Source organism: Marinovum sp. PR37, from assembly GCF_028807375.1.
Lineage (GTDB): Bacteria > Pseudomonadota > Alphaproteobacteria > Rhodobacterales > Rhodobacteraceae > Marinovum > Marinovum algicola.
The window spans coordinates 149,393-173,332 of record NZ_JARAML010000001.1 but is presented as its reverse complement, the minus strand read 5'-3'; the positions used below and the strand labels follow the sequence as shown (position 1 = coordinate 173,332).

Below are 23,940 nucleotides of genomic sequence, written 5' to 3'. Positions count from 1 at the left end.
ATCCCAACGGCCTGCCCTGCCCGCCACCCCATGGCGCGCATCCGGGGCCGCGATCTCAGGAGACATACCATGGTCTGGACCGCGTCCGACACCCGCTATGACACCATGCACTACCGCCGATGCGGCACTTCGGGCCTCATGCTGCCGGCGATCTCGCTGGGGCTGTGGCACAATTTCGGCGACGACACCCCGCATGAAACGAAACGCGCGATCACCCGCACCGCGTTCGATCACGGCATCACACATTTCGACCTGGCCAACAACTACGGCCCGGAACCGGGCTCGGCCGAGCTGGCCTTTGGTCACTTGATGCAACAGGATTTCGCGCCCTATCGTGACGAGATGATCATTTCGTCCAAGGCCGGCTATCGCATGTGGCCCGGCCCCTATGGCGAATGGGGCAGCCGCAAGTATCTGATCTCTTCCTGCGACCAGTCGCTCAAACGCATGGGGCTGGATTACGTCGATATCTTCTATTCGCATCGGTTCGATCCCGACACCCCGCTGGAAGAAACCATGATGGCGCTCGATCACATCGTCCGTTCGGGCCGGGCGCTTTACGTCGGGATTTCGTCCTACAACGCGCAGCGCACCCGCGAGGCGGCGGCGATCCTCAAGGAACTGGGCACCCCCTGCCTGATCCACCAGCCGTCTTATTCCATGCTCAACCGCTGGGTCGAGGAGGACGGGCTGCTTGATGCGCTCGACGATCTGGGCATCGGCTCGATCGTCTTTTCGCCGCTGGCCCAGGGCATGCTGACCAGGAAATACCTCGGCGGCATCCCCGAAGGCAGCCGCGCCAGCCAGGGCAAATCTCTGCGCGAGGGGTTCCTGACCGAAGAGGCGCTGGCCAACGTCCGCGCGCTCAATGCCATCGCCGAAGAGCGCGGCCAGACGCTGGCGCAGATGGCGCTGGCCTGGGTGCTGCGCGGCGGCCGGGTCACGACGGCGCTGATCGGCGCGTCGAAACCGTCGCAGATCGAGGATTGCGCCGGCGCCGTGGCCAATCTCGACTTCACCGAAGACGAGCTGGCGCGGATCGACCAGCATGCCAAGGACGCCAACATCAACCTGTGGGCGGCCTCGGCGGAACGCGAGGGGCCGTCGCGGTGAGGGCTAGCCCGGGCGGCGCGCGCTGATGCGCGCCTCGCTCGAGATCATCGATGTTGCCAGCGGCGAAACCCGCGTGGTGCTGCAAAGCGACCGGCACATCGAGGCGCCGAATTGGACGCCGGACGGCAGCGCGTTGCTGGTCAATGCCGAGGGCGCGCTTTACCAGGTCGATCTGGCCGAACCGGCCCTGGTTCCAGTCGATACCGGCTGGCACCAGACGCTCAACAACGACCATGGGCTCTCGCCCGATGGCCGGCTGCTGGCCTTCTGCGACAAGACCGATACGGCGGCCTCCTGCATCTATACCCTGCCCCGCGACGGCGGCCCGCCCCGGCGGATCACGCCGCTGCTGCCCAGCTGGTTTCACGGCTTTTCGCCCGACGGCACGCGGTTGACCTATGCCTGCGTGCGCGCCGGCCAGTTCGCCATTGCCACCTGCGCGCTGGATGGCAGCGACGAGCGGCTTCTGATCACCAGCCCGCATCATTATGACGGGCCGGATTACACCCCGGATGGCGGATGGATCTGGTTCAACTCGGATCGCGGTGGCGGGATGCATCTCTGGCGGATCCGGGCGGATGGCCGGGACCCGGAGCAGATGACCTTTGGCGCCAGCGTCGACTGGTTTGCGCATCCCTCGCCGGATGGCCGCGCGGTCTGTTACCTGGCCTATGCGCCGGGAACCGAGGGGCACCCGGCGGGCTGCGAAGTCGAATTGCGGCTGATGCCGGTCGCGGGCGGCACTCCGCGGACCCTGCTGGCCTTCCATGGCGGGCAAGGCTCCCTCAACGTGCCCAGCTGGGCGCCCGACGGCGGGCGGTTTGCCTTCGTGCGCTATGCCCGACACGAGACCGGTGCACGCGCGCCAACCGCCTCCGGAACGGCGCGGCGGCCGCACCGACGCAAATGAAAAGGCCGGGGAAACCCCCGGCCCTTTCCCATTCAGGCGGCCTTGCGACGGCGCGGCCGGCGGCGTTTGGCGCCGTTGCCCGAGGGCGCGCCGGCATTGCCTTGCGGACCCCGGCGACCGCCGCCACCGCGGCGCTGGCCGCGGTTGCCGCCGCGGGTCGGATCCTTGACCGCCGCCGGCATGGTGCCGCTGGCGACCGGGATCTCGATCTTCATCAGCTTCTGGATCTGCAACAGCAGATCGACCTCTTCCGCCGAGCAGAAGGCAATCGCCTCGCCTTCACGGCCGGCCCGCGCGGTGCGGCCGATGCGGTGCACATAGCTGTCGGGCACTTCCGGCAGATCGTAGTTCACCACATAGGCCACGCCCGGAATGTCGATGCCGCGCGCCGCCACATCGGTCGCCACCAGCACCTTGATGTCCCCCTCGCGGAAGCCCTTGATTGCCCGGTCGCGCTGGCCCTGGCTCTTGTTGCCGTGGATCGAGGCGGCGTTGTAGCCATCGGCGACCAGCCCCTTCATCAGCTTTTCGGCCCCGTGCTTGGTGCGCGAGAACACCAGCGTCAGCGCCTCGGTGTCGCGCGACAGAATCTCGCGCAGCCTGGTCGGCTTGGCGGCCTTGTCGAGGAAATGCACCGACTGGGTGATCTTGTCGGCGGCCTTGCCCGGAGGCGAGACCTGCACCTTGCGCGGATCGGTCAGATAGGCGCGCGACAGCTCTTCCATCTGTTTCGGCATGGTGGCCGAGAACAGCATGGTCTGGCGTGGCGTACCCAGCCGCGGCGCGATCTTGCGCAGGGCATGGATGAAGCCCAGGTCGAGCATCTGGTCAGCCTCGTCGAGGATCAGGTGCCGCACCTGGCCCAGATCCACGGCGCGGCGGTCCATCAGATCGATCAGCCGGCCGGGCGTGGCGACAAGGATGTCGGTGCCGCGCGCCAGGGCGTTGATCTGGCGGTTGATCGACTGGCCGCCGACCACGGTGACCACCCGGATGCGGGTGTCATGGGTCAGGTTCTTCAGGCTGTCGGCGATCTGGTTCACCAGTTCGCGGGTCGGCGCGAGGATCAGCGCCTTGGCAGTCTTGGGCGCCGGTTTGCCGGGCTCGGCCAGCATGTGGTCGATCAGCGGCAGGCCAAAGGCCAGGGTCTTGCCGGTGCCGGTCTGGGCCAGGCCCAGGATGTCGTGGCCTTCCATGGCCAGCGGAATCGCCTTGGCCTGGATCGGCGTGGGTTTGTCGAATTTTGCGCGGGTCAGCGCATCGTTGAGCGCGGGCGCCAAGCCCAGCATGTCGAAATCGAACAAGTCGTATCCTTCGGAGCCGCACCGGGGGAGACCGGCGAGCCCGTTGTTGCAGGCCGCATCCGCAGCCCTGTGAGGGTGCGCGGGGCCTCTGGACGTGCGGGCGTGTCCCGCCGCATCCGGCCGTCGCGTCAGGAACCCTGCGTGATGGGGAACTGAAAATCGCTGTCGCTGAGAGCCCCTTGCAAGGGGGCGGCATGCTCACGCGGCAGCGCAGCGACACCTCTCAGATGCGCTCTGCCGGCGGAAAAGTCAAGCGGGGTGTCGCCGGGCGCGGCAGGACAGCGCGCTTCGGGTTCAGATGTCACACCCCGCCGGTTGACCCCCGGTCGGCGCCTGTCGCAGGGTGCCGGGGCGCAACGCAGCTGTCAGGAGCCCCGATGTCCGACCCCGAAATCACCCGCGAAGAGAACGACAGCAAGGGCCGTTATATGCTCCGCCAGGAGGGCGGGACGGCAGAGCTGACCTATTCCCGCCTTGGCGGCGCGGCCATCATCATCGACCACACCGCCGTGCCCGATGCCCTGCGCGGCACCGGCGCCGGGCGCCGGCTGGTCGAGCGGGCCGTCGCCGACGCCCGCGCCGAAGGCCGCAAGATCGTGCCGCTCTGCCCCTTTACCAAGGCGCAAATCGACCGCACGCCGGAGTGGCAGGACGTGCTTCAGGGCCGCTGAGTTTTCAGAACCGGTCAATGCGATACGGCGCCATGTCGATCGGCGGCGCGGCGCCGGTGACCAGATCGGCCATCAGCTGAGCGGTGGTCGCCGCCTGGGTCATGCCTAGGTGGCCATGGCCGGTGGCGTAAAAGACACCGGGCGCCCGTGCCGAGGGCGAAATCACCGGGATGGTGTCGGGCAGCGCCGGGCGATGGCCCATCCAGCGGCTGGTTTCTTCCAGCCTGAGCCCCGGCAGGATCGTCTTTGCCCGCTGCGCGGTGATCTCGGCGCGGCGCCAGTTCGGCGGCGCCTCCAGACCGGCGAATTCCACGGTCCCGCCGATGCGGATGCCGCCGCCGGTGGGCGAAACCATGAAGGCCCGCGCCGGCCAGATCAGCGCATGGGTCAGGCTGATCCCCGGGCGGCCGATCTGGGTGTGATAGCCGCGCTCGGTCTCGAGTGGGATCGGCTCGCCCAACTGCCGCGCCAGCGCCCCCGTGTGCGCCCCGGCGGCAAGCACGACGCGGTCAGCCGCCAGCGTTTCGCCGCCGTCGAGACGCAGCCCCGTCGCGGCCGCGCCCCGGCGTTCGACCCCGGAGACGGTGGCGCGCACCAGTCGGCCGCCGCGAGCTTTCACCACCTCGGCCAGCCGGGTAACGAGGGCATGGGGGTCACGCAAGGTTCGGTTGTCGGGCATCAGCACCGCCTTGTGCAGCCCCGGCCCGAGGGCGGGTTCGCGGGCGCGCAGGGTCTCGGCATCAAGCAGGTCGTAGCCGAAGCCGAACCGGTCCAGCATTTCGAGCGCTTCGCGGTCGGCGGCAAATTCGGCCGGCGTTGCATAGAGCGAGAGGCAACCGGTCTCGCTCAGGTGATCGCCAAGCCCGATGTCACCGAGCAGCGCCCGGGTGTCGGCCAGGGCGCGGGCGCAGAGCGCCGCCCCCTGCCCCTGCAATGCACGCAGCCGGCCCGGCCGCCCGGCCCAGAGAAACCGCAGCATCCAGGGCACAAGGCGCGGCGCATAGCCCGGCGCGACCCGGATCGGCCCCTTTGGATCGAGCAGCCAACCCGGCGCCTGCATCCAGACCCGCGGCCGCGAAATCGGCATGAACCCCGAAACCGCGATCGAGGCCATATTGCCGAATGAGGCGCCGCGGCCCGGCGCATCCCGGTCGATCAGCGTCACCGCATGGCCGCGCTGTTGCAACGCATGGGCGATGCTGGTGCCGATGATCCCGGCGCCCACCACGGCGGTTTTGATCTGCTCTTTGGCCTGCGTCACCCGGCGCCCCCAATGGCTTCATCCGTTTCGGGGCCACTGTGCTACGACAGGCCGCCGGGTGACAGCCCCATTTTTTTGGCGCGGCCCGGCGGCTAGTCGAGGATGCGCACCTCGAAGTTGACAAAGCCGCTGTCGCCCGGAGGCAGCATGCCGCTGCAATCCCATTGCAGCACCCCGGCATAGCCCGGCGCCGCGCTGGCCGGAACGACCAGCAGGCAATTGAGCTGAGACGCCACGGCCGAGGGCGAGGCCGGCGCCGCGCCGAGCACGGTATATGGCGGCGTCCGGTCGTGGATCGTCAGGTTCGAGACCGTCTCACTCGAGGTGTTGTCGAGGTAGATGCGATAGGCCAGCACATCGCCCGGCGCGCCCGCACTGGTGGTGCCCTCTGCCGAACCGAGCGTCAGGTTGCGCACGGTCTTGCGCAGCACCACGGCGGCCTCGCTCGAAGCGGCGATCCGGTCGGTGTTGCGGGTGACATGGCTGGCGCTGGTGCGGGCAAAGCCGGTGGTGGCGATCAGATCATAGGTCAGCGCCGATCCAGCGCCGACCCCGGCCCCGGCCGAGACCCGCACAACGAGGCACAGCTCGGCCCCGGGCGAGACGCCCACCGGCGCGGACAGCGGGCTGTCGGCGGCGCCGTCGCAATCGGTGTCGCGGAAGACCGCGATCGAATAGGCGCCGGCCGGGGCCTCGGTGGTCACATTGGTCGAAAAGGCGACCGTGGCTTCCGAGCTAGCGGTGTAGCGGTGCGGCAGCGAGATCACCTGGCCGGCCATGATCGCGGCAACCTGATCCTGGGTGAGCCGCGGCGTTTCGATCACGCCGAAATCGAGATCGGTGTAATCGCTGCCTGGATCGGGGGTGAAGGTAAAGCGCCCGTCGTGCGGATCGGCATTGCTCAGCGCGGGCAGCCCGGCGGTGCGTTCGGAAATCGCGATCCGGCCTTCGGCGGCGATCAGCTCCAGCGTGACCGCCCCGGTGACGCTGCTGGGCAGGCTGGCGCTCCAGCTGCCATCGGAGCCGATCACCGGCGCGGCGATCTCGGTTCCGGCGCTGTCGATCAGGCGCAGGGTTCCGCCGCCGACGCCGGCTTCGGCGCCGTTGACCAGCGAGTCATGGGCGCTCCCGCCGCCGGCGCCGGTGTCGAGGAAGACCCGGCCCGCCAGGCGCCGCGTATCGACGATGCGGGCCAGCGCATAGGCGGCTTCGTCGTCGTCGACGCTGCCGTCGCCGAGGTCATCGACCAGATGGCCGACATCCGGATCGCTGTCGGGATCGGGCAGCGAACTGTAGACGATTTCCGTGCGGTTGGTGGTCTCGCCGGTGTCGCGCATCCGCACGGTCACGGTCAGCGTCTCGGAGGTGCCGGCGAGGATCTCGTCGACAAACCACAGCCCGGTGGCCGGGTCGTAGGTGTCGCCGGTGTTGGGCGCGCTGTCGGAGACGTATTCATAGCCGTCGGGGATCCGGTCGATCACCTTGACGCCCGAGGGCGAGCCCGGCCCGATGTTCTCGACGGTGATCACCCAGTCGATCAGGTCGCCCGGTGTGGCCGAACTGCGCGGCGTGGCCGTGCCGGAGGCGGCGGCGAACTTGGTGATCGAGAGGTCGGCCTCGGCGGCGTCAAATCCGAAGTCCTGATCTTCGGTCGCGGCGTTGCCGCCCACCGCGACCGAGGTCAGCGGGTTCGAGGTGCCGATGGTGGCGCCGGGGCCGAGATCGGGGTCGGTCTCGTCCAGCAGGATACGGTAAGTGGTGTTGATCAGCAGGTCGCCGAACCCGTAGGTGCCATCGGGCAGTGTCTCGGTCACCGCAATTTGCAGATCGTCGCCGAAATTCGCCGGCGTGCCATTGTCGGCAAAGATCGTCAGGCCGATGCCGGCGCCGTAGTTCGGCTCGCCTGCCTCCTTGATGTCCGAGGCGTCGCGATCCTCGAAGACATTGCCCGACACCGCGCCAAAGGGGATCGGTGCCGGACCGCGACAGGAAGCGCCATCGCTTCTGTCGCCTTCGTCGAAGGGCAGCGTCATGATCAGCTGCGCCTCGCCGGTGACGGTGGAGATCAGGTAAAGATTGTTGGTCGAGTTGGAATAGCCGTACAGCCGGCCGTCCCGATCGAACCAGAGGGAGTCGAAAACACCGGAATAGATCGCGGGGCCGATCAGCTGCGGCGTGCGGGTGCCGGGCACCCCGCGGTTGACCGCGACACTGAACAGCCGGCGGCTGGAGCGGTCGATGCCGTAGACCAGTCCATCGATCGGGTTGTAGGCAAGATCATCCGGAAAGACATCGAAGCTGAGATCGATATCGCCAACCGCAGTGGCTGCGCCCGCACCGCTCAGGTCGACGATATGCCACCTGGCCTCGTCGACCTCATAGATCATCCGGCCGTTGGGCAGGATATCGCCCGCGTCCGCCGCGGTCCTGGCGCCCGAGATATTGCCGAGATCGGTGAACGTGCCGCCGCCGTCGACGCGGTAGAGCCTGCGGCGGCCCTGATCGACGCCATAGAAATAGCCGTCGAGCTCGTTGAACCCCCAGGGCCCGTCCCGGTTGGACCCGGTCGAGCCGACCGTCGTCGCCGTGACCGCATAGCTGCCGCCGGCATCCGAGAAGGTCAGCCGCGACAGGGTCGTCCGCCTGGTCGAGAAGGCATAGAGCGACGCGTCGCAGATGAAGGGCGGCGGATCGGACGAGATCGTCAGCCCGTAATCCTCGACCTCGCCGTCAAAGGCGGTCTCGGCGCCGGTCAGATCGGTGGACCAGCGGAACCGGGCATGGGTGGGCAGCGTGGTGGCCCCGGCGGGCACGGTGAATTCAAAGGTGATGGCGCCATTGACCGCGCCGTCCTTGTCGAGCGTGCCACCGTCCTGAAGATCGCTGGCCACCTGTTCGCCGGCAAATGTGCCGTCACCGTCGAAATCCACGAAGGCCTGAAGGTAGGCGGTGCCGGCGGCGGGCTCGGCCACATTCACCGTCACTTCGGTCAGACCGCCGGCGTAGAGCTGCGGCAGGGTCACGCCGTCCTCGTCGTCACTGCCGTAAAGATCGTCACCGGTGGCGCCTGCGCCCGCCTGCGACACCAGGTCGACATCCGGCGGCACGCTGCCCAGATAGATGGTCGGCGCACCCGGCCCTTCGACGACATGCTGCGGATCGCCATAGCTGGCCGGCGCATCGCCCCGGTCGGCATCGGGCGGGGTCTTGAGCGTGATCGCATGGTCCTCGACCTCGCCATCGGCGGCTGCGGCAATGGCATTCAGGCCGGCCACGCTCGACCAGCGCAGCCGCGCGAAGGTCGGGACCAGCGGCGCCGTGGGCGGCACTGCGACGGCAAAGCTGATCTGGCCATTGACCGCCCCGTCAAGATCCTGCGGCCCGCCATCGCGCAGATCGGTGCCAACCTGATCGCCGGGCGTCAGAAAGCTGCCATCGGCGCCGAAATCGACAAAGACCTGCAAGCGGCCGGTGCCCGGCGCGGGCTCGCTCACCGGGATGGTGACGGTCCGCGTCAGGCCGCCATAGAGCTGCGGCAGCATGGTTTCGTCATCGTCGTCATTGCCGTCGAGATCGTCGCCGCTGGCATCGGCGCTGTGCTGGGCGCTGCTGTCGCCGTCGCCGTTGACCGCGCCGATGCGGTATTGCGCGGTGTCGGCATGCTGCGGATCGCCGTAACTCAGCGGCGCATCGCCCCGGTCCGGGCCAGAGCCGGCATAGATTGTCGTCGGATCGTCCCGGCCCGCCCCGGGGCCGTTCCGGGCCTCGCCATCGCCATCCGACGGGTTCTCGGAGTCCGACAGGTCCGAGACCTCGGTGCCGCCCGGCGTGGTGGCGGTGGCGCGGGCCTGATTGCTGATCGTGGTGTCGAGGTCTTCGGGCACCAGGGTGTAGGTCGCCGTATAGACCGCACGCTCGCCGGGTTCGAGCGTGCCTTCCGGCGACAATCCGGTCGCCGCCTGGAACTGCATCACCGGCGTGGCGCCCTTGCCGCTGAACTGGGTCTCGGCCAGGGTGACATTGGTCAGAGTGACATTGCCGAAATTCTCGGCGGTGAAGACATAGGCGATTGTCTCGCCCGGATCGGCATAGCCGTTGACGTTGGTGTCGACCAGCGTCGCGGTCTTGAGCAGACCGAGCGCGCCGATGTCGATGGACACTCGGGCCGGGGCCGAATAGGCCACGCCGGTGGTGTTCTCGGGGCGCTGAAAGCGATAGTCGATCGGCGTCGGCACACCGAAGAAGGCGGCAAAGGGGGTGAAGGTCAGCTCGCCGGTGTTGTCATCGTAGCTCCAGGTGCCTTCTCCGATGACGTCGAAACCGACCAGATGGCCGGAACTGTCGGTCACCTGGTTGATCGCCCCGGTCGGCGCGATCAGATCCACCGCCTGGTTGCCGTAGGTGCTCGGCAAGCGGGACGCGTTGGCCGGACCATTGTTGTTTTCGGTCGACACGGTGTCGTTGTAGAGGATGTTGAGCGTCACCGGCTGGCCCAACACCTGTTCCTTGAGGTCATCGACCAGCGTGATGGTGCGGAAATCGCCGCATTTCAGATCGAAGGTATCGGCCTCGTCATAGGTCGGGTTGGCCAGGCGCACCAGAAACCGGCTGTTGGCGGTGCGGCCGAAACGGAACACCGAGGTCTGCGGGTAATAGATCTCGAGGCCCGAGACCGGCTGATTGCTGTAATTCCGATCGCCCGACAGAACGAAGATTTCGGTGCCCACCGGCGCCGGCCCGGCCACGAAGGAGCGGCGGGTGGTGGCGTTGCGGTCGATGCGGACGTATTCCACCTGGCCCGAACACAATTCGACATAGACCTGTTCGTTGGACGGCCCGTCGATATCGTTGATCTGGATATGCACGTCGGCGATGACCGGAACGCCGCCGCTGTCGCTGGCAAGATCATAGGTGCCGGCGCTGTAGATATACATGTCGAGGTAATGCACGTCCTGCGCGGCCGAGGTGATCTGGATCTGGCCATTGCCGGTGGTCAGACTGTGATCGAGCGCCGCGTCGGTCATCACGCCGACGATGTCCACCGTCGCGCCGCCGACCGTGCCGGCATTGCGCCACACGGCGCGCTTGCCGGCTCCGGCGCCGGTCACCTGCGGCGCTCCCACCGGCTGAAGGATGAGCTCCTGCGCCGCCGCGACAAGCGCGGTGGTCAGCAGGAGCAAGAAGGAAACAAGGACACTTTTTACCGCCCGTGCATACGGTATCGCCAAACGTACATTCATTAATTTCACCGCAGCCCGAAGAGACACATGGACAAGGCATATGTCGCACGAAAGACCGGACAGGCGCCATTGATCGCCCGGGTAGCCGGGCCGCGCATCCGGTGTGCGCCCCTATCCTTTCGAGGTAGACCGCGCCTGTCGATTCAACCGTGGCAGATCACCTGCCGAGCTGTTCCAGCAGCCAGCTTCGAAAGGCCGTGGCGGCGGCGCGATGTTCTTTGACCGAAAGGAAATACCCCTCCTGACAGGGGATCGAGCCCGGGTGCGCGCGCTGCACCAGCCCGGTCATGACCGCATGCTGCGCCAGTAGCTCGCTCACCAGCGCCACCCCGTTGCCATGTGCGGCGAGTTGCAGGGCCATTCCATAGGTATCGGCATAGAGCGTCGGATGCAGCGCGCCGCCGCCCTGTATCTCGGCCCAGGCGCGCCAGCCGCTCGACGTGCCCACCGCCTCGATCAGCGGCAGATCGGCGAGCGCCCCGGACAGACCTGGCGACTTCAGCGCCACAAGCCGGTTTGGCAGCAATAGCTCGGCATCGCTGCCCACCTGTTTGAGAGACCCGAAACGGATTTCCACATCGGCGCGGGCGGATTGGAAATCATCGGGCCAGATCGCGCTCAGGAACCGCGCCCGGATCTCGGGGTGGCGGGCAGTGAAATCCGGCAGATGCGGCGCGATCACCCATTGCGCCACGCTGACCGAGGTGGCGACGGTCAGCAGATCGGTCCCCGGCCCGGCTTCGAACCGGGCGGTGGCCGCGGCCAGCGCCTCGAGCGGCGCGCCGACCTCGGGCAGAAGCCGCCTTCCGTGATCTGTCAGCGCCAGCCCGCGCGGCTGCCGCACGAACAGCGGCACCCGAAGACGCATCTCGAGCGATTTGACCTGCTGGCTGACCGCCGATTGGGTCATGCCGATCTCTTCCGCCGCGGCGGTAAAGCTCAGATGCCGCGCCGCCGCCTCGAACGAGCGGAACCAGGTCAGGGGAGGAAGTGAATTGGCCATGAGGTCAACTTAGCCATAAGTCTTGCTAATGGCTAAGGGGGGAAATCCTTCGTTTGTGAAAAAAGCCACGGGTTTCTAGCGTTTGGTCACACGAACAGGAGTGACCATGCGCCCCGAAATCCGCAAAATCGTAACCTATGCCGAAGACGTTCTGATCGAGGGGTTTCGCCCCGCGGACCCACCTTGGCGCATGTTCGCCGTGGCCGCCGTGGTCAGCAACCCCTGGGCGGGCCGTTTCGTCGAGAACCTGAAGCCCGAGATCCAGGCCTATGGCCCAGTTCTGGGCGCTCTGCTGACCGAGCGGATGATCCGCCTTGCCGGAAGCGGCGCGGCGATCGAGGCCTATGGCAAGGCGGCGGTGGTGGGCCTTGACGGCGAGATCGAACATGCCTCCGGGCTGATCCACACGCTGCGGTTCGGCAATCACTACCGCGAGGCGGTGGCCGCGAAATCCTACCTCGCATTCACCAACACCCGTGGCCCGGCCAATGCGCCGATCATGGTGCCGCTGATGGACAAGGACGATGCCGGCCGCCGCTCGCATTATCTGACGCTCCAGTTCGCCATTCCCGACGCGCCGCGCGCCGATGAGATCGTCGTCGTGCTGGGCGCCGCCACCGGCGGCCGGCCGCATCACCGCATTGGCGACCGCTACCAAGACCTGAAGGACCTGGGCCATGACCTGGACAACCCGGCCGCGGTCTGAGATCGGCGGGCTGGCCGCGATCCGCTGCGGCGAGGGCCCGCCGGTTTTACTCCTGCATGGTGTCGGCCTGCGCGCCGAGGCCTGGAACCGGCAGATCGACGCCTTGTCCCGCCGCTACCGGGTGACCGCGCCCGACCTGCCGGGCCATGGCGAAAGCCCCCGGCCGGCCGTGCCGATGGCGCTGGCCGACTACGCCGAGGCGGCCTTGGCCGTTCTGGCCGAACCGGCGCTGATCGTCGGTCATTCGATGGGGGCGATGATCGCGCTCGACATGGCCGTGCGTCATCCTGAAATGGTCCGCGGCGTGGCGGCGCTGAACGCAGTGTTCGAACGTGATGCCGCGGCCGCCGCAGCGGTCGAGGCCCGCGCCGCCAGCCTCGACGGCGAACGCGCGGCCGATCCCGGGCCGACGCTGGCGCGCTGGTTCGGTCCGGACGAGACGCCAGAGCGCCACGCCTGCGGCGACTGGCTGCGCGCCGTCGATCCGGCAGGTTACAGGATGGCCTATGCTGCCTTTGCCCGCGCCCAGGGCCCGGCCCGCGAAGCCCTGGCCCGCCTGCCCTGCCCGGTGCTCTTCATGACCGGCGCGCTGGAGCCCAACTCCACCCCGCAGATGTCGGACACCATGGCCCGCCTGGCGCCACGGGGCCGCGTGCGGATCGCCGCGGGCGCCGCTCACATGATGCCGATGACCCATGCCGGAGACGTCAATGCCGCGCTCATCGACTTGGCCACGGAGGTTCTGCCATGACCGCCCTCGACCCGCGTGCGCTGCGCCGCGCCTTCGGTAGTTTCATGACCGGCGTCACCGTCGTCACCAGCCGCACGGACGACGGCCGGCCGCTGGGCTTTACCGCCAATTCCTTCACCTCCGTCGCGCTCGATCCGCCGCTTCTTCTGGTCTGTCCGGGCAAGTTCCTTTCGACCCATGACCGCTTTGCCACCTGCACGGAGTTTGCCGTCAATATCCTCGCCGAAGGCCAGCAGGAGGTTTCCAATACCTTTGCCAGCTTCAAGGGCGACCGTTTTGCCCGTGTACCGCACCGCAGCGACGCCCGTGGCAATCCGCTGATCGAGGGCGCGCTGGCGCAATTTTCCTGCACCACGGAACGGGTGCTCGACGCCGGCGACCACAGCATCCTGATTGGCCGGGTGCAGGATTTCGCCTGTGCCGAAGGGCGCGGGCTGGGCTATGCCGGCGGCCAGTATTTCAGCCTCGGGCTGGAACGCGCGGCGCTGGAGCGCCGCCCCGGTGCCACGATCTGCGGCGCGATCCTCGAACGCGGCGACCGTGTCCTGCTGGAGCGCACGCCGCACGGCCACCGCCCGCCACAGGTCGCGCTGCCCGACCGGGGCCGGCTGCGGCACGACTTGTCGCAGGACCTGGCCGGACGGGGGCTGCCGGCCCGGTTGCACGCCGCCTATTCCGTCTTTGACGTGGCGGACACCCGTTTCACCTATCTGCGCGCCACCACCGAGGCCACGCCCGCCGGCGACATCGAGGCCATCGCCACCGCCGCGCTGCCGCATCTGACCTACACCGCCCCGCCCATCGCCGACATGATGGCGCGTTTCGCGCGCGAGGCCGGCAGCCGCAGCTTTGGCTTCTACCTCGGCGATGGCCAGCGCGGCGATGTTCACACCCCGTCTGAAAGGACCTGACCCATGGAGTTCTCGCTCTTCGTGCATATGGAACGGCTCACGCCCGACCAGCCGCAGGCCCGGCTGAACGATGAATTCATCGAACTTTGCAAGATGGCCGATGCCGCCGGCATGCGTGCCATCTGGACCGGCGAGCATCACGGCATGGAATTCACCATTGCGCCCAACCCTCTGACGACGCTGGTCAACCTCGCCCATCACACGAAACGGGTCCGGCTTGGCACCGGCACGGTGATCGCGCCGTTCTGGCATCCGATCAAGCTCGCCGGAGAAGCCGCCGCCGCCGATCTGATGACCGGTGGACGGATCGAGCTTGGCGTGGCGCGCGGGGCCTATGCCTATGAATACGAGCGTCTGATGCCCGGCATGGACGCCTGGGAAGCCGGCCAGCGAATGCGCGAGATGACGCCGCTTCTGCCCCGGCTCTGGGCCGGGGACTGCGTCCATGACGGCCAGTATTTCGCCTTTCCCGCCACCACCTCGGCGCCGAAACCGGCACAGCCCGGCGGCCCGCCGATCTGGATTGCCGCACGTGACCCCAACAGCCATGAATTCGGCGTGCACAACGGGTTCAACATCCAGGTCACCCCGCTCTGGCAGGGAATGCGCGAGATCGAAACCCTGATGTCCCGGTTTGACGCCGCCTGCGCCAGCCACGATGGCGCGCGGCCGAAAATCATGCTGCTGCACCACACCTATGTCGGAGCCGACGGCGACGACGTGGCGCAGGCCGCGCGGGATCTGTCGCGCTTCTACTGTTATTTCGGGGCCTGGTTCCAGAACAAGCGACCAGTGGAACAAGGACTGATCGCGCCGCTTTCGGCGGCGGAAATCGCCGGCAATGCGATGATGGCGCCGGAAAACCTTGCGCGCGATCTGACCATCGGCACCGCGCCGGAGGTGACGCGGCGGATCAAGGCCTACGAGGCCCTGGGCTACGATGAATTCGCCTTCTGGATCGACAGCGGCATGAGCTTCGAGCGCAAGCGCGCCTCGCTCGCGCGGTTCATCGACGAAGTTATGCCGGCCTTTCAATGAGGGATCAGATGACCGACACACCGCATTACCAGCTTTTCATCGACGGCCAATGGATCGAGGGCGCGGATGGCCAGACCATGAGCACGCTAAACCCCGCGACCGGTGAGGAATGGGCGACTTTCGCCTGCGCGGCGCCTGCGGACATCGACCGCGCCGTGACCGCCGCCCGCCGCGCGCTGACCGATCCGGCCTGGCGTGACCTCAGCCAGACCGCGCGCGGCAAGCTGCTCCATCGCCTCGCCGATCTGATCGAACAACACGCCGCCGGGATCGGCCGGATCGAGACCACGGACAGTGGCAAGCTCCTGGCCGAAACCGCCAGCCAGACCGCCTATGTGGGCGATTATTATCGCTATTACGCCGGCCTCGCCGACAAGATCGAAGGCGCGGTGCTGCCGATCGACAAACCCGACATGCATGTCTTTACCCGCCGCGAGCCGATTGGTGTGGTTGTGGCGATCGTACCCTGGAATGCGCAGATGTTCCTGACCGCCACCAAGCTCGGCCCGGCCCTGGCGGCGGGCTGTGCGGTGGTTCTGAAAGCCTCCGAGGTGGCCCCCGCCCCGATGCTCGAGTTTGCCCGGCTGATCGAGGAGGCGGGATTTCCGCCCGGCGTCGTCTCGGTGCTGACCGGTGACGCCGAGGCCTGTGCCATTCCGCTCACCCGTCACCCCGGGGTCGACCGGATCGCCTTTACCGGCGGGCCCGAGACGGCGCGCCATGTGGTGCGCAATTCGGCCGAAAGCTTCGCGGTGACGACGCTGGAACTCGGCGGAAAATCCCCGATCCTGGTGTTCGAGGATGCCGATCTCGAAGGTGCGGCCAACGGGCTGATTGCGGGCAATTTCGGCGCCTCCGGGCAGAGCTGTGTCGCCGGTTCGCGCGGGCTGGTGCATCGCCCGGTCTTCGACGCGCTTGTCGCCCGGATCGAGGAAAAGATGGCCGGGGTCACCATTGGCGACCCGCTGGAGGCGCAGACGCAGATCGGCCCGCTCTGCACCGCGGCGCAGATCGCGAAGATCGAGGCCACGCTGGCCGCCGCCACGGCCCAGGGCGCGACGATCCGCTTTGGCGGCGCGCCGCTCGCGCGTCCCGGCAACTACATGCCCCCGACGCTGGTGGAATGCGCCGGCCCCGACACCGCGACATTGCATGTCGAGATGTTCGGCCCGGTGATGTCGCTGCTGCCGTTCGACAGCGAGGAAGAGGCAATCGCCCTGGCCAATGACACGCCGTTCGGCCTCGGCTCGGGCGTCTTTACCGAAAACCTCGCCCGCGCGCACCGGGTCTCGGCGCGGCTCAAGGCGGGGATATGCTGGGTGAACACCTACCGCGCGGTGTCGCCGATCGCGCCGTTTGGCGGCTATGGCCAGTCCGGCTACGGGCGCGAGGCCGGGATCGAGGCGATCCAGGACTACACCCGTACCAAGACCACCTGGATCAGCACCTCGGACCGGCCGATGGCCAATCCCTTCGTGATGCGCTGATCCGGTCCGGCGCTCATCCCATGCGCTCGGAGGCGTAGGAGCCCGGCGAGGCCGGAAAGACCACCGTCTTGTTGCCGTTGAGAAAGACCCGGCGGTGAATATGCGCGTGGATCGCCCGGGCCAGCACCTGGCTTTCGACGTCGCGCCCGAGCGAGACGTAATCCTCGGGCGATTGGGCGTGGGTGACGCGCACGATGTCCTGTTCGATGATCGGCCCCTCGTCGAGATCGGCGGTGACGTAATGCGAGGTCGCGCCGATCAGCTTGACGCCGCGCTGAAACGCCTGCTTGTAGGGGTTCGCACCCTTGAACGACGGCAGGAACGAGTGGTGGATGTTGATGATCCGGCCCGACATCTTCTGGCACATCTCGTCCGACAGGATCTGCATGTAGCGCGCCAGCACCACCAGTTCGGCGCCGGTCTCTTCCACCACCTGCATGATCGCCGCCTCGGCCTGCGGCTTGTTTTCCTTGGTCACCCGGATGCAGTGGAACGGGATGTCGTGGTTCACCACCACCTTCTGATAGTCCATGTGGTTCGAGATCACCGCCACGATGTCGATCGGCAGCGCACCGATGCGCCAGCGATAAAGCAGATCGTTCAGGCAATGGCCGAAGCGCGAGACCATGATGATGACCTTCATCTTCTCGGCCTCGTCATGGAAATCCCAGGTCATGTCGAACTCGGCCGCGGTGTCGACAAAGCCGGCGCGCAGGGTCGCCAGGTCGACGCCGTCTTCGCTGGTGAAGCTGATACGCATGAAGAAATTGCCGGTCTCCATGTCGTCGAACTGGGCGCTGTCGGTGATGTTGCAGCCGTTCCCGACCATGTATCCGGCGATGGCGGCGACGATGCCGCGGGTCGAACGGCAGGCAACGGTGAGGGCATATTTGCTCATTGGGGGCTCCGGGCGAATTTGTCTGTCAGGGGATCAGGCGGTCAGGCCGTCGGGTTCGGGCAGACCGTGGCTGCGGCAACAGGCGGTCAGCGTATTGGCCAGCAGGCAGGCGATGGTCATCGGCCCCACTCCGCCGGGCACCGGGGTGATGGCGCCGGCCACGGCGGCGGCCGAGGCGAAATCCACGTCGCCCACGAGCCGGGTCTTGCCTTCGCCCTTTTCCGGCGCGTCGATGCGGTTGATGCCGACGTCGATCACCGTGGCGCCGGGCTTGACCCAATCACCGGTCACCATCTGCGGCCGGCCCACGGCGGCCACCAGGATATCGGCCTGGCGGCAGAGCGCCTCGATATCGCGGGTGCGGGAATGGGCGAGCGTCACTGTGCAACTGTCGCGCAGCAGAAGCTGTGCCATCGGTTTGCCGACGATGTTCGACCGGCCGACCACCACGGCATTCAGCCCCGACAGGTTGCCATGCGCCTCGCGCAGCATCATCAGGCAGCCCAGCGGCGTGCAGGGCACCATTGCCTTCTGCCCGGTGGCCAGCAGGCCGACATTCGAGATGTGAAAGCCGTCAACGTCCTTTTCGGGTGCGATGGCGTTGATCACCAGATCCTCGTTCAGATGATCGGGCAGCGGCAGCTGCACCAGGATGCCATGCACCGCCGGATCGGCGTTCAGCTGCGCGATCAGCGCCAGAAGCTCTGCCTCGGAGGTGCGGGCGTCAAGCTTGTGCTCGAAGGAGGCCATGCCGCATTCGACGGTCTGCTTGCCCTTGTTGCGTACATAGACCTCGCTGGCCGGATCTTCGCCCACCAGCACCACCGCCAGCCCTGGCGTGAGCCCGTGGTCCTCGCTGAGCCGGGTCACCTGCCCTGCTACCTGTCCCCGCACTTTGGCCGCAAAGGCCTTGCCATCGATGATCCGGGCCGTCATATCCGCTCTCCTGCACTCGCTCTGGCCGCGGCGTTCCTGCGCAAACGGCCCTGAGGTGGATCACGACCACGCCCGGAGCGCGGACGCCAGCCCGAATTGCCGCCCGGTCAGACGGAAATGACCGCAGAGAGGCGGCAGGCTTTTCCAATAGCAGCTTGGCGGTTCCTTTAGTGGTCACCTGCCCCGATCCGGCCCCCGGCGCATGCGCCGCGATGGCCCGGAAAAGCGCGCCCCGGCGCCGGGATCAGCGCAGCGCCGTCAGCCAGCCGAGGCTGTCCTCGGTCGCGCCGGCGGGCTTGTATTCGGCGCCAAGCGGCATGGGAAAGCCAAGCCTCTCGATCACCTGAAAGACATGGGCGTAATTGACCTCACCATGATCGGGCGCGCCGCGATCGGGCACCGAGGCAAACTGGATATGACCGATCTGCGCTTGCAGCGCCTCGAGCCTGCGGCTCAAATCGCCCTCCATCAACTGCACATGATAACAATCGAACATCAGTTTCAGATTCGGCGCCCCGACGGCGCGGATCACCTCATCCGCCTGCGCCGTTGTGGTCAGGAAATAGCCCGGCGCGTCATAGCGGTTGAGCGGCTCGATCAGGATCGTGATCTCGGCGTCGGCCGCCTCCTGGCAGGCATAGGCCAGGTTGTCGACAAAAGCGCGCTGCGCCGCCGGGCCGGCGGCAAAACCGGCCATCACATGCAGGTTCCGCGCGCCGATTTCGCTGGCATAGGCCAGCGCCTCGTCAATCGCGGCACGCGCCTCGGGTTCGCGCCCGGGCAGCGCCGACAGCCCGTTGTCGCCCGCCGCCAGGTCGCCCCGCGCGGTGTTGAGGCCCAACATCTCCAGCCCGGTCTCGCGCAGCGCGGCGCGCACCTCCTGGGCCGGCGTGTCATAGGGCCAGTGGCATTCGACGGCATCGAACCCCGCCGATTTGGCCGCCCGGATCGCCTCTGGCAAAGGCCTGTCGGCCCAGAGAAACCCGAGATTTGCCGAAAATTTCATGTGTTCCACTCCCTGTCAGCCCTGCGCGCCGGCACCTTCCGACCCCTCCGGCACGCCGGGCAGTCAGACTGGAAACAGCTTTACCCGCCCCGGCGGCCCGATGCCAGCGCGGAGGCGGATGATCGCGCGTGAGACGTGCGCCCGGCCAGGCGGGATCGCCGAACGGGCCCCGGTTCACAAGATGTTGCTCACGCCCGAAAGTTCTGCCACCTTTCGGGCGAAGGCAGTCCAGCGTCGTAAGTATGCCCAAATGAACGAAAAACTTACCCATCACGAGATTTATGATGCGGCCCTTGACAACGAACTCTTCGAGACACTGCCCCGGCAATTGGCCCGCGACATGGATGTGCCGTCGGCAATGTTCTTCTGGCTGCATCCCGGTGACCTTCAGGAAGTAAGCGCCGGGACGCAGCCCGAAACCAATGACGACTACGCCGAGTTCATGCGCCGCGATCCGTGGATGGCCCAGGTCAATGATGAAAGGATCGGCACGGGCGCCTTTCGGCTGACCCAGTTCGTAAGCCCCGAGACGTTTCAGAAAAGCCTGATGTACAACGAGTTCATCGTGAAGAATCGCCTCGAGCGCTTCTGGTGTCTCGGGCTGGTGCAAGACACCCGGGACGGGCGGGTCGTCACGGCCTTTCACAAGGGCAAGCACGCCGGCGATTTTTCCGACGATGAGATGGCGCTGCTCAATCGGCGCCAGTCCGACCTCGGTCGAATGCACGCAATCAGGCGGGAGCTGATCAGAAACCGGGTTCGTGACATCGCGGCCGCGGACGGTTCCCTGAACGGCGAAGTTCCGATGTTCGAGCTGGACCATGAGGGCCGCTTGCTTCGCCTGAACGGACTGGCGGATTTCCTGCTGCGGCAACACCCGAATTTCATCTTTCGCAACGATCAGGTCGTGACGCTGAGCGGTCCGATGGCCGCGCAGTTCCAGGCCGGTGTCGGACTTGCCACGGATGCCACATACGGCCGGGCGAACACATTGGACCTGCCCCAGGTCCGCGGTGCCGACGGACGAATTTTGCCCGGGATGCAGGTGAATTTTTTGCCTCAATCCAACGGCGGGCGACATGTCCTTGTCATCGCGACAACCGAGGAGCTGCCAGCCCTGAAAGCCGCGGCCTACGCTCCCGAGGAAAAGGCCGTCTTGACCGCCCGCGAAGCGGAAGTCCTGCGCGGCCTGATGAAAGGTCAGCGGCGTGATCAGCTCGCTTTCGACCTCGATATCTCTGTTGCCACAGTCGACCTACACAGCAGCAACGTTCGGCGCAAGCTCGGGGCGCGGACAATGCTCGAGGCTGTTGCCCGGGCTCTGAAAGGCGGTCTTTTGTAACCGAACCGGTGGCAAGATCGCCCGCGCGCCCTGATGCCCGGATTGATCAAAGCTCTTTTTCCGGTTTCCTCCCTCTGCCGGCTATCCGCGCAACCCAGTCTGTTCGGCGGGAACGGAGGCAGTGCGGTTGGGGCAATGGTGTTCTTGGTCGCAAGGGGGGGAGGTGGTGGGTGATAAGAGATTTGAACTCCTGACATCTTCGATGTGAACGAAGCGCTCTACCACTGAGCTAATCACCCGGTAGCGCGTCTATTAACGCCCCTTTTCGGGCCGTGCAAGAGGGGATCGGGAGAAAATTCCGCACCGCCAATCCCGCGCCCCTGCCCCTGTCTGCCCGGCCCGACCGCCGGTGCGTGAGATCCCCGCCGGACCGGCGAAGGCGTGACCGGTTGCACCGGCGGCGCCCACCTCTGGCGGCGTAGGGAAAGGCGGTCTGCAAAGATGAAGGCATCATTGATCGCAGTCACTTGCGCGGCGCGCGTTGCCAACGCGGCGCGGGCCGGCAGCCCGCTGTCCGGCCCGTGGTCGTCGCGGTCAGGCCCGAGGCGGTCCGCGCATCCTTGGCCAGCAACGGCGCTTCTGCCGATGCTCCTTGTGGTCTTTGGCGCGGCGCAATCGCACAACGGCCTCGGGTTGTCCCCGCATGAAAAAGGCCGCCCGAGCGGATCGGACGGCCTCAATCATTTCTCTCGCGACAGGCTCAGTGCGCCACGGCGCTCGTCGTGTCGTCTCCCTTCGAGAGCGCGCGCCGGGCTGCGGCCTCTTCTTCGGCAGCCTCATCCCATTCCACCGGTTCGGGCTTGCGGATCAGCGCCTGTTCCAGCACGTCCGAAACATGGTTGACGGGAATGATCTTGAGCCCCGAGGTGACGTTGTCGGGGATATCCGCCAGGTCCTTTTCATTCTCTTCCGGAATGAAGACCGTCTTGATCCCGCCGCGCAGCGCCGCCAGCAGCTTCTCTTTCAGCCCGCCGATCGGCATCGCATTGCCGCGCAGGCTGACCTCGCCGGTCATGGCGATGTCCTTGCGCACCGGAATGCCGGTCAGCACCGAGACGATCGAGGTCACCATCGCCAGACCGGCCGAGGGGCCGTCCTTGGGAGTGGCGCCATCGGGCACGTGGACGTGGATGTCCCACTTTTCGAACTTCGGCGGCTTGACCCCGATCTGCGGCGAGATCGAGCGCACGTAGCTCGAGGCCGCGTCGATCGATTCCTTCATCACGTCGCCGAGTTTGCCGGTGGTCTTCATCCGGCCCTTGCCCGGCAGGCGCAACGCCTCGATCTGCAACAGGTCGCCGCCGACAGAGGTATAGGCCAGCCCGGTCACGACCCCGACCTGATGCTCATCCTCGGCCAGGCCAAAACGGTGTTTGCGCACGCCGAGGAAATCCGAGAGGTTCCCGGAGTTCACGACCACCTTGTCGCTCTCGCCCTTGACGATCTGCGTCACCGCCTTGCGCGCGGTCTTGGCGATCTCGCGCTCGAGGTTCCGCACCCCGGCCTCGCGGGTGTAATAGCGCACCATGTCCGACAGCGCTTCGTCGGTCAGCTCGAACTCGGTCTTTTTCAGACCGTGGTTCTTGATCTGCTTGCCGATCAGGTGCCGTTTGGCGATCTCGGTCTTCTCGTCCTCGGTGTAGCCGGCCAGCGGGATGATCTCCATCCGGTCAAGCAGCGGCCCGGGCATGTTGTAGCTGTTCGAGGTGGTCAGGAACATCACGTTCGACAGGTCGTATTCCACTTCGAGATAGTGGTCGACGAAGGTGCCGTTCTGTTCCGGGTCGAGCACTTCGAGCATGGCCGAGGCCGGATCGCCACGAAAGTCCTGCCCCATCTTGTCGATCTCGTCGAGCAGGATGAGCGGATTGGTGGTCTTGGCCTTCTTCAGCGCCTGGATGATCTTGCCCGGCATCGAGCCGATGTAGGTCCGACGGTGGCCGCGGATCTCGCTCTCGTCCCGCACGCCGCCGAGGCTGATGCGGATGAACTCGCGTCCCGTGGCCTTGGCGACGGATTTGCCCAGCGAGGTCTTGCCCACGCCCGGAGGGCCGACAAGGCACATGATCGGGCCCTTCAGCTTTTTCGAGCGCTGCTGCACCGCAAGGTATTCGACGATGCGTTCCTTGACCTTTTCCAGACCGTAGTGATCGTCATCAAGCACGCCCTGCGCCTTGTTCAGATCCTTCTTGACGCGGCTTTTCACACCCCAGGGGATCGACAGCATCCAGTCGAGGTAATTGCGCACAACCGTGGCTTCGGCCGACATCGGGCTCATGTTCTTGAGCTTTTTCAGCTCGGCCTCGGCCTTTTCCTTGGCCTCTTTCGACAGCTTGGTGCCGGCGATCTTCTCTTCCAGCTCGGCGATCTCGTTGGCGCCGTCCTCGCCGTCGCCCAGCTCCTTCTGAATGGCCTTCATCTGCTCATTCAGATAATATTCGCGCTGGGTGCGCTCCATCTGGCTCTTGACCCGGGTCTTGATCTTTTTCTCGACCTGAAGGACGGACATTTCGCCCTGCATCAGGCCATAGACCTTTTCCAGCCGTTCCGAGACCGACAGCGTTTCCAGCAGATCCTGCTTCTGATCGACCTCGATGCCCAGATGCCCGGCCACCAAGTCCGCCAGCTTGGCCGGCTCCTCGGTCTCGGACACGGCGACAAGCGCCTCTTCGGGGATGTTCTTCTTGACCTTGGCATAGCGCTCGAACTCGGCCGCGACGGTGCGCAGCAGCGCCTCAATCGACGCCTGGTCACCCGGCATTTCCGTCAGGTAATCGCAACGCGCCTCGAAAAACTCTTCGTTTTCCAGGTATTCGACGATACGCACCCGCGCCACGCCTTCGACCAGCACCTTGACGGTGCCATCGGGCAGCTTGAGCAGTTGCAGAACGTTGGCCAGCACGCCCGCCTTGTAGATGCCCGAGGCTTCGGGGTCATCGACGGCGGGGTCGATCTGGCTCGACAGCAGAATCTGCTTGTCGTCGGCCATCACCTCTTCCAGCGCGCGAACCGATTTCTCACGGCCCACGAAAAGCGGCACGATCATATGCGGGAAGACCACGATATCGCGCAGCGGAAGCACGGGATAGCTTGAGTTGAGGGGGTCTTGCATGCTCTTTCCTTATTCTTGGCAAACTGGCACGGCCCCGCTTTGCGGCAGCACTCACCAGTTCCTGTCAGGCTAATCAAGTAGGGCGGTGCCCTGTCCCATTCAAGGATGGGCGGTTGGTCTTGTCCGGTTCAGAATGCCCGCGCGGCGGCGGCGGGGCAAGCGGGTATCTTGGGTCAGCCCCGGGATTCGGGCCGCAATCCACCCGGCCATCGCTCGCAAAATCGCCACAATTGTTGGCCATACCGCGCGCA

At 66.4% G+C, this 23,940-nt stretch carries 17 protein-coding genes and 1 tRNA gene; 9 read left to right on the top strand and 9 right to left on the bottom strand.

Going from position 1 to position 23,940, the window contains the following annotated elements:
* The first annotated feature begins 69 nt into the window (after positions 1-69).
* Both mgrA and PVW49_RS00830 read left to right on the top strand, forming a co-directional pair.
* On the top strand, positions 70-1,113 hold the full coding sequence (mgrA, locus tag PVW49_RS00835; protein ID WP_048531976.1) for an L-glyceraldehyde 3-phosphate reductase: 1,044 nt from the start codon (positions 70-72) through the stop codon (positions 1,111-1,113).
* Positions 1,114-1,138: 25 nt separating this feature from the next.
* The gene (locus PVW49_RS00830; protein WP_074836759.1) at positions 1,139-2,023 is read left to right on the top strand and encodes a TolB family protein; all 885 of its coding nucleotides are present in this window, start codon (positions 1,139-1,141) and stop codon (positions 2,021-2,023) included.
* A 32-nt stretch (positions 2,024-2,055) separates the two neighbouring features.
* On the opposite strand, the gene PVW49_RS00825 is transcribed toward PVW49_RS00830, so the two are convergent.
* Entirely contained in the window at positions 2,056-3,327 is a 1,272-nt protein-coding gene (locus PVW49_RS00825; protein WP_074836758.1) for a DEAD/DEAH box helicase, read from the bottom strand.
* Positions 3,328-3,704: 377 nt separating this feature from the next.
* Here PVW49_RS00825 and PVW49_RS00820 point away from each other — a divergent pair, with 377 nt between their 5' ends.
* Entirely contained in the window at positions 3,705-3,998 is a 294-nt protein-coding gene (locus PVW49_RS00820; protein ID WP_048531978.1) for a GNAT family N-acetyltransferase, read from the top strand.
* A 4-nt stretch (positions 3,999-4,002) separates the two neighbouring features.
* Here PVW49_RS00820 and PVW49_RS00815 read toward each other — a convergent pair whose 3' ends face one another.
* From PVW49_RS00815 to PVW49_RS00805, 3 genes are all read right to left on the bottom strand, one after another.
* Entirely contained in the window at positions 4,003-5,259 is a 1,257-nt protein-coding gene (locus PVW49_RS00815) for an NAD(P)/FAD-dependent oxidoreductase (RefSeq protein WP_274589673.1), read from the bottom strand.
* A gap of 92 nt (positions 5,260-5,351) precedes the next feature.
* Positions 5,352-10,439 (bottom strand): DUF7507 domain-containing protein, encoded by a 5,088-nt coding sequence (locus PVW49_RS00810; protein ID WP_274589672.1) that lies wholly within the window; start codon positions 10,437-10,439, stop codon positions 5,352-5,354.
* A gap of 217 nt (positions 10,440-10,656) precedes the next feature.
* Entirely contained in the window at positions 10,657-11,502 is an 846-nt protein-coding gene (locus tag PVW49_RS00805) for a LysR family transcriptional regulator (protein ID WP_274589671.1), read from the bottom strand.
* Between the two features lie 106 nt (positions 11,503-11,608).
* Between PVW49_RS00805 and PVW49_RS00800 the strand changes: the two genes are divergently transcribed.
* Genes PVW49_RS00800 through PVW49_RS00780 form a run of 5 tightly spaced genes read left to right on the top strand, consistent with a single transcriptional unit; the run spans position 11,609 to position 16,395 of the window.
* Entirely contained in the window at positions 11,609-12,208 is a 600-nt protein-coding gene (locus PVW49_RS00800) for an amino acid synthesis family protein (protein WP_048531982.1), read from the top strand.
* Positions 12,180-12,959 carry an alpha/beta fold hydrolase gene (locus PVW49_RS00795; protein ID WP_274564556.1) on the top strand — a complete coding sequence of 260 codons (780 nt, stop codon included), beginning with the start codon at positions 12,180-12,182 and terminating at the stop codon, positions 12,957-12,959. Before PVW49_RS00800 ends, PVW49_RS00795 begins: the two co-directional genes overlap by 29 nt.
* Positions 12,956-13,870, top strand: a complete 915-nt coding sequence (locus PVW49_RS00790) for a flavin reductase family protein (RefSeq protein ID WP_274589670.1) — start codon at positions 12,956-12,958, stop codon at positions 13,868-13,870. The genes PVW49_RS00795 and PVW49_RS00790 overlap by 4 nt, the downstream gene beginning before the upstream one ends.
* A gap of 3 nt (positions 13,871-13,873) precedes the next feature.
* Positions 13,874-14,908, top strand: a complete 1,035-nt coding sequence (locus PVW49_RS00785) for an LLM class flavin-dependent oxidoreductase (RefSeq protein ID WP_274564553.1) — start codon at positions 13,874-13,876, stop codon at positions 14,906-14,908.
* A gap of 8 nt (positions 14,909-14,916) precedes the next feature.
* Entirely contained in the window at positions 14,917-16,395 is a 1,479-nt protein-coding gene (locus tag PVW49_RS00780) for an aldehyde dehydrogenase (RefSeq protein WP_274589669.1), read from the top strand.
* A gap of 13 nt (positions 16,396-16,408) precedes the next feature.
* Here the strand turns inward: PVW49_RS00780 and purU are convergent, their stop codons facing one another.
* From purU to PVW49_RS00765, 3 genes are all read right to left on the bottom strand, one after another.
* A complete protein-coding gene (purU, locus tag PVW49_RS00775; protein ID WP_074836742.1) occupies positions 16,409-17,293 on the bottom strand; it encodes a formyltetrahydrofolate deformylase in 885 nt (294 codons plus the stop codon).
* Between the two features lie 33 nt (positions 17,294-17,326).
* The gene (gene folD / locus PVW49_RS00770) at positions 17,327-18,229 is read right to left on the bottom strand and encodes a bifunctional methylenetetrahydrofolate dehydrogenase/methenyltetrahydrofolate cyclohydrolase FolD (RefSeq protein WP_074836740.1); all 903 of its coding nucleotides are present in this window, start codon (positions 18,227-18,229) and stop codon (positions 17,327-17,329) included.
* Positions 18,230-18,473: 244 nt separating this feature from the next.
* The gene (locus tag PVW49_RS00765; RefSeq protein ID WP_274589668.1) at positions 18,474-19,235 is read right to left on the bottom strand and encodes a hydroxypyruvate isomerase family protein; all 762 of its coding nucleotides are present in this window, start codon (positions 19,233-19,235) and stop codon (positions 18,474-18,476) included.
* 250 nt (positions 19,236-19,485) lie between these two features.
* Here PVW49_RS00765 and PVW49_RS00760 point away from each other — a divergent pair, with 250 nt between their 5' ends.
* Positions 19,486-20,577: a helix-turn-helix transcriptional regulator gene (locus PVW49_RS00760; RefSeq protein ID WP_274589667.1), complete on the top strand. Its 1,092-nt coding sequence runs from the start codon at positions 19,486-19,488 to the stop codon at positions 20,575-20,577.
* Positions 20,578-20,741: 164 nt separating this feature from the next.
* Here the strand turns inward: PVW49_RS00760 and PVW49_RS00755 are convergent.
* Both PVW49_RS00755 and lon read right to left on the bottom strand, forming a co-directional pair.
* A tRNA-Val gene (locus PVW49_RS00755) sits at positions 20,742-20,816 on the bottom strand.
* A gap of 461 nt (positions 20,817-21,277) precedes the next feature.
* Positions 21,278-23,689 (bottom strand): endopeptidase La, encoded by a 2,412-nt coding sequence (lon, locus tag PVW49_RS00750; RefSeq protein ID WP_274589666.1) that lies wholly within the window; start codon positions 23,687-23,689, stop codon positions 21,278-21,280.
* Positions 23,690-23,940: the final 251 nt, after the last annotated feature.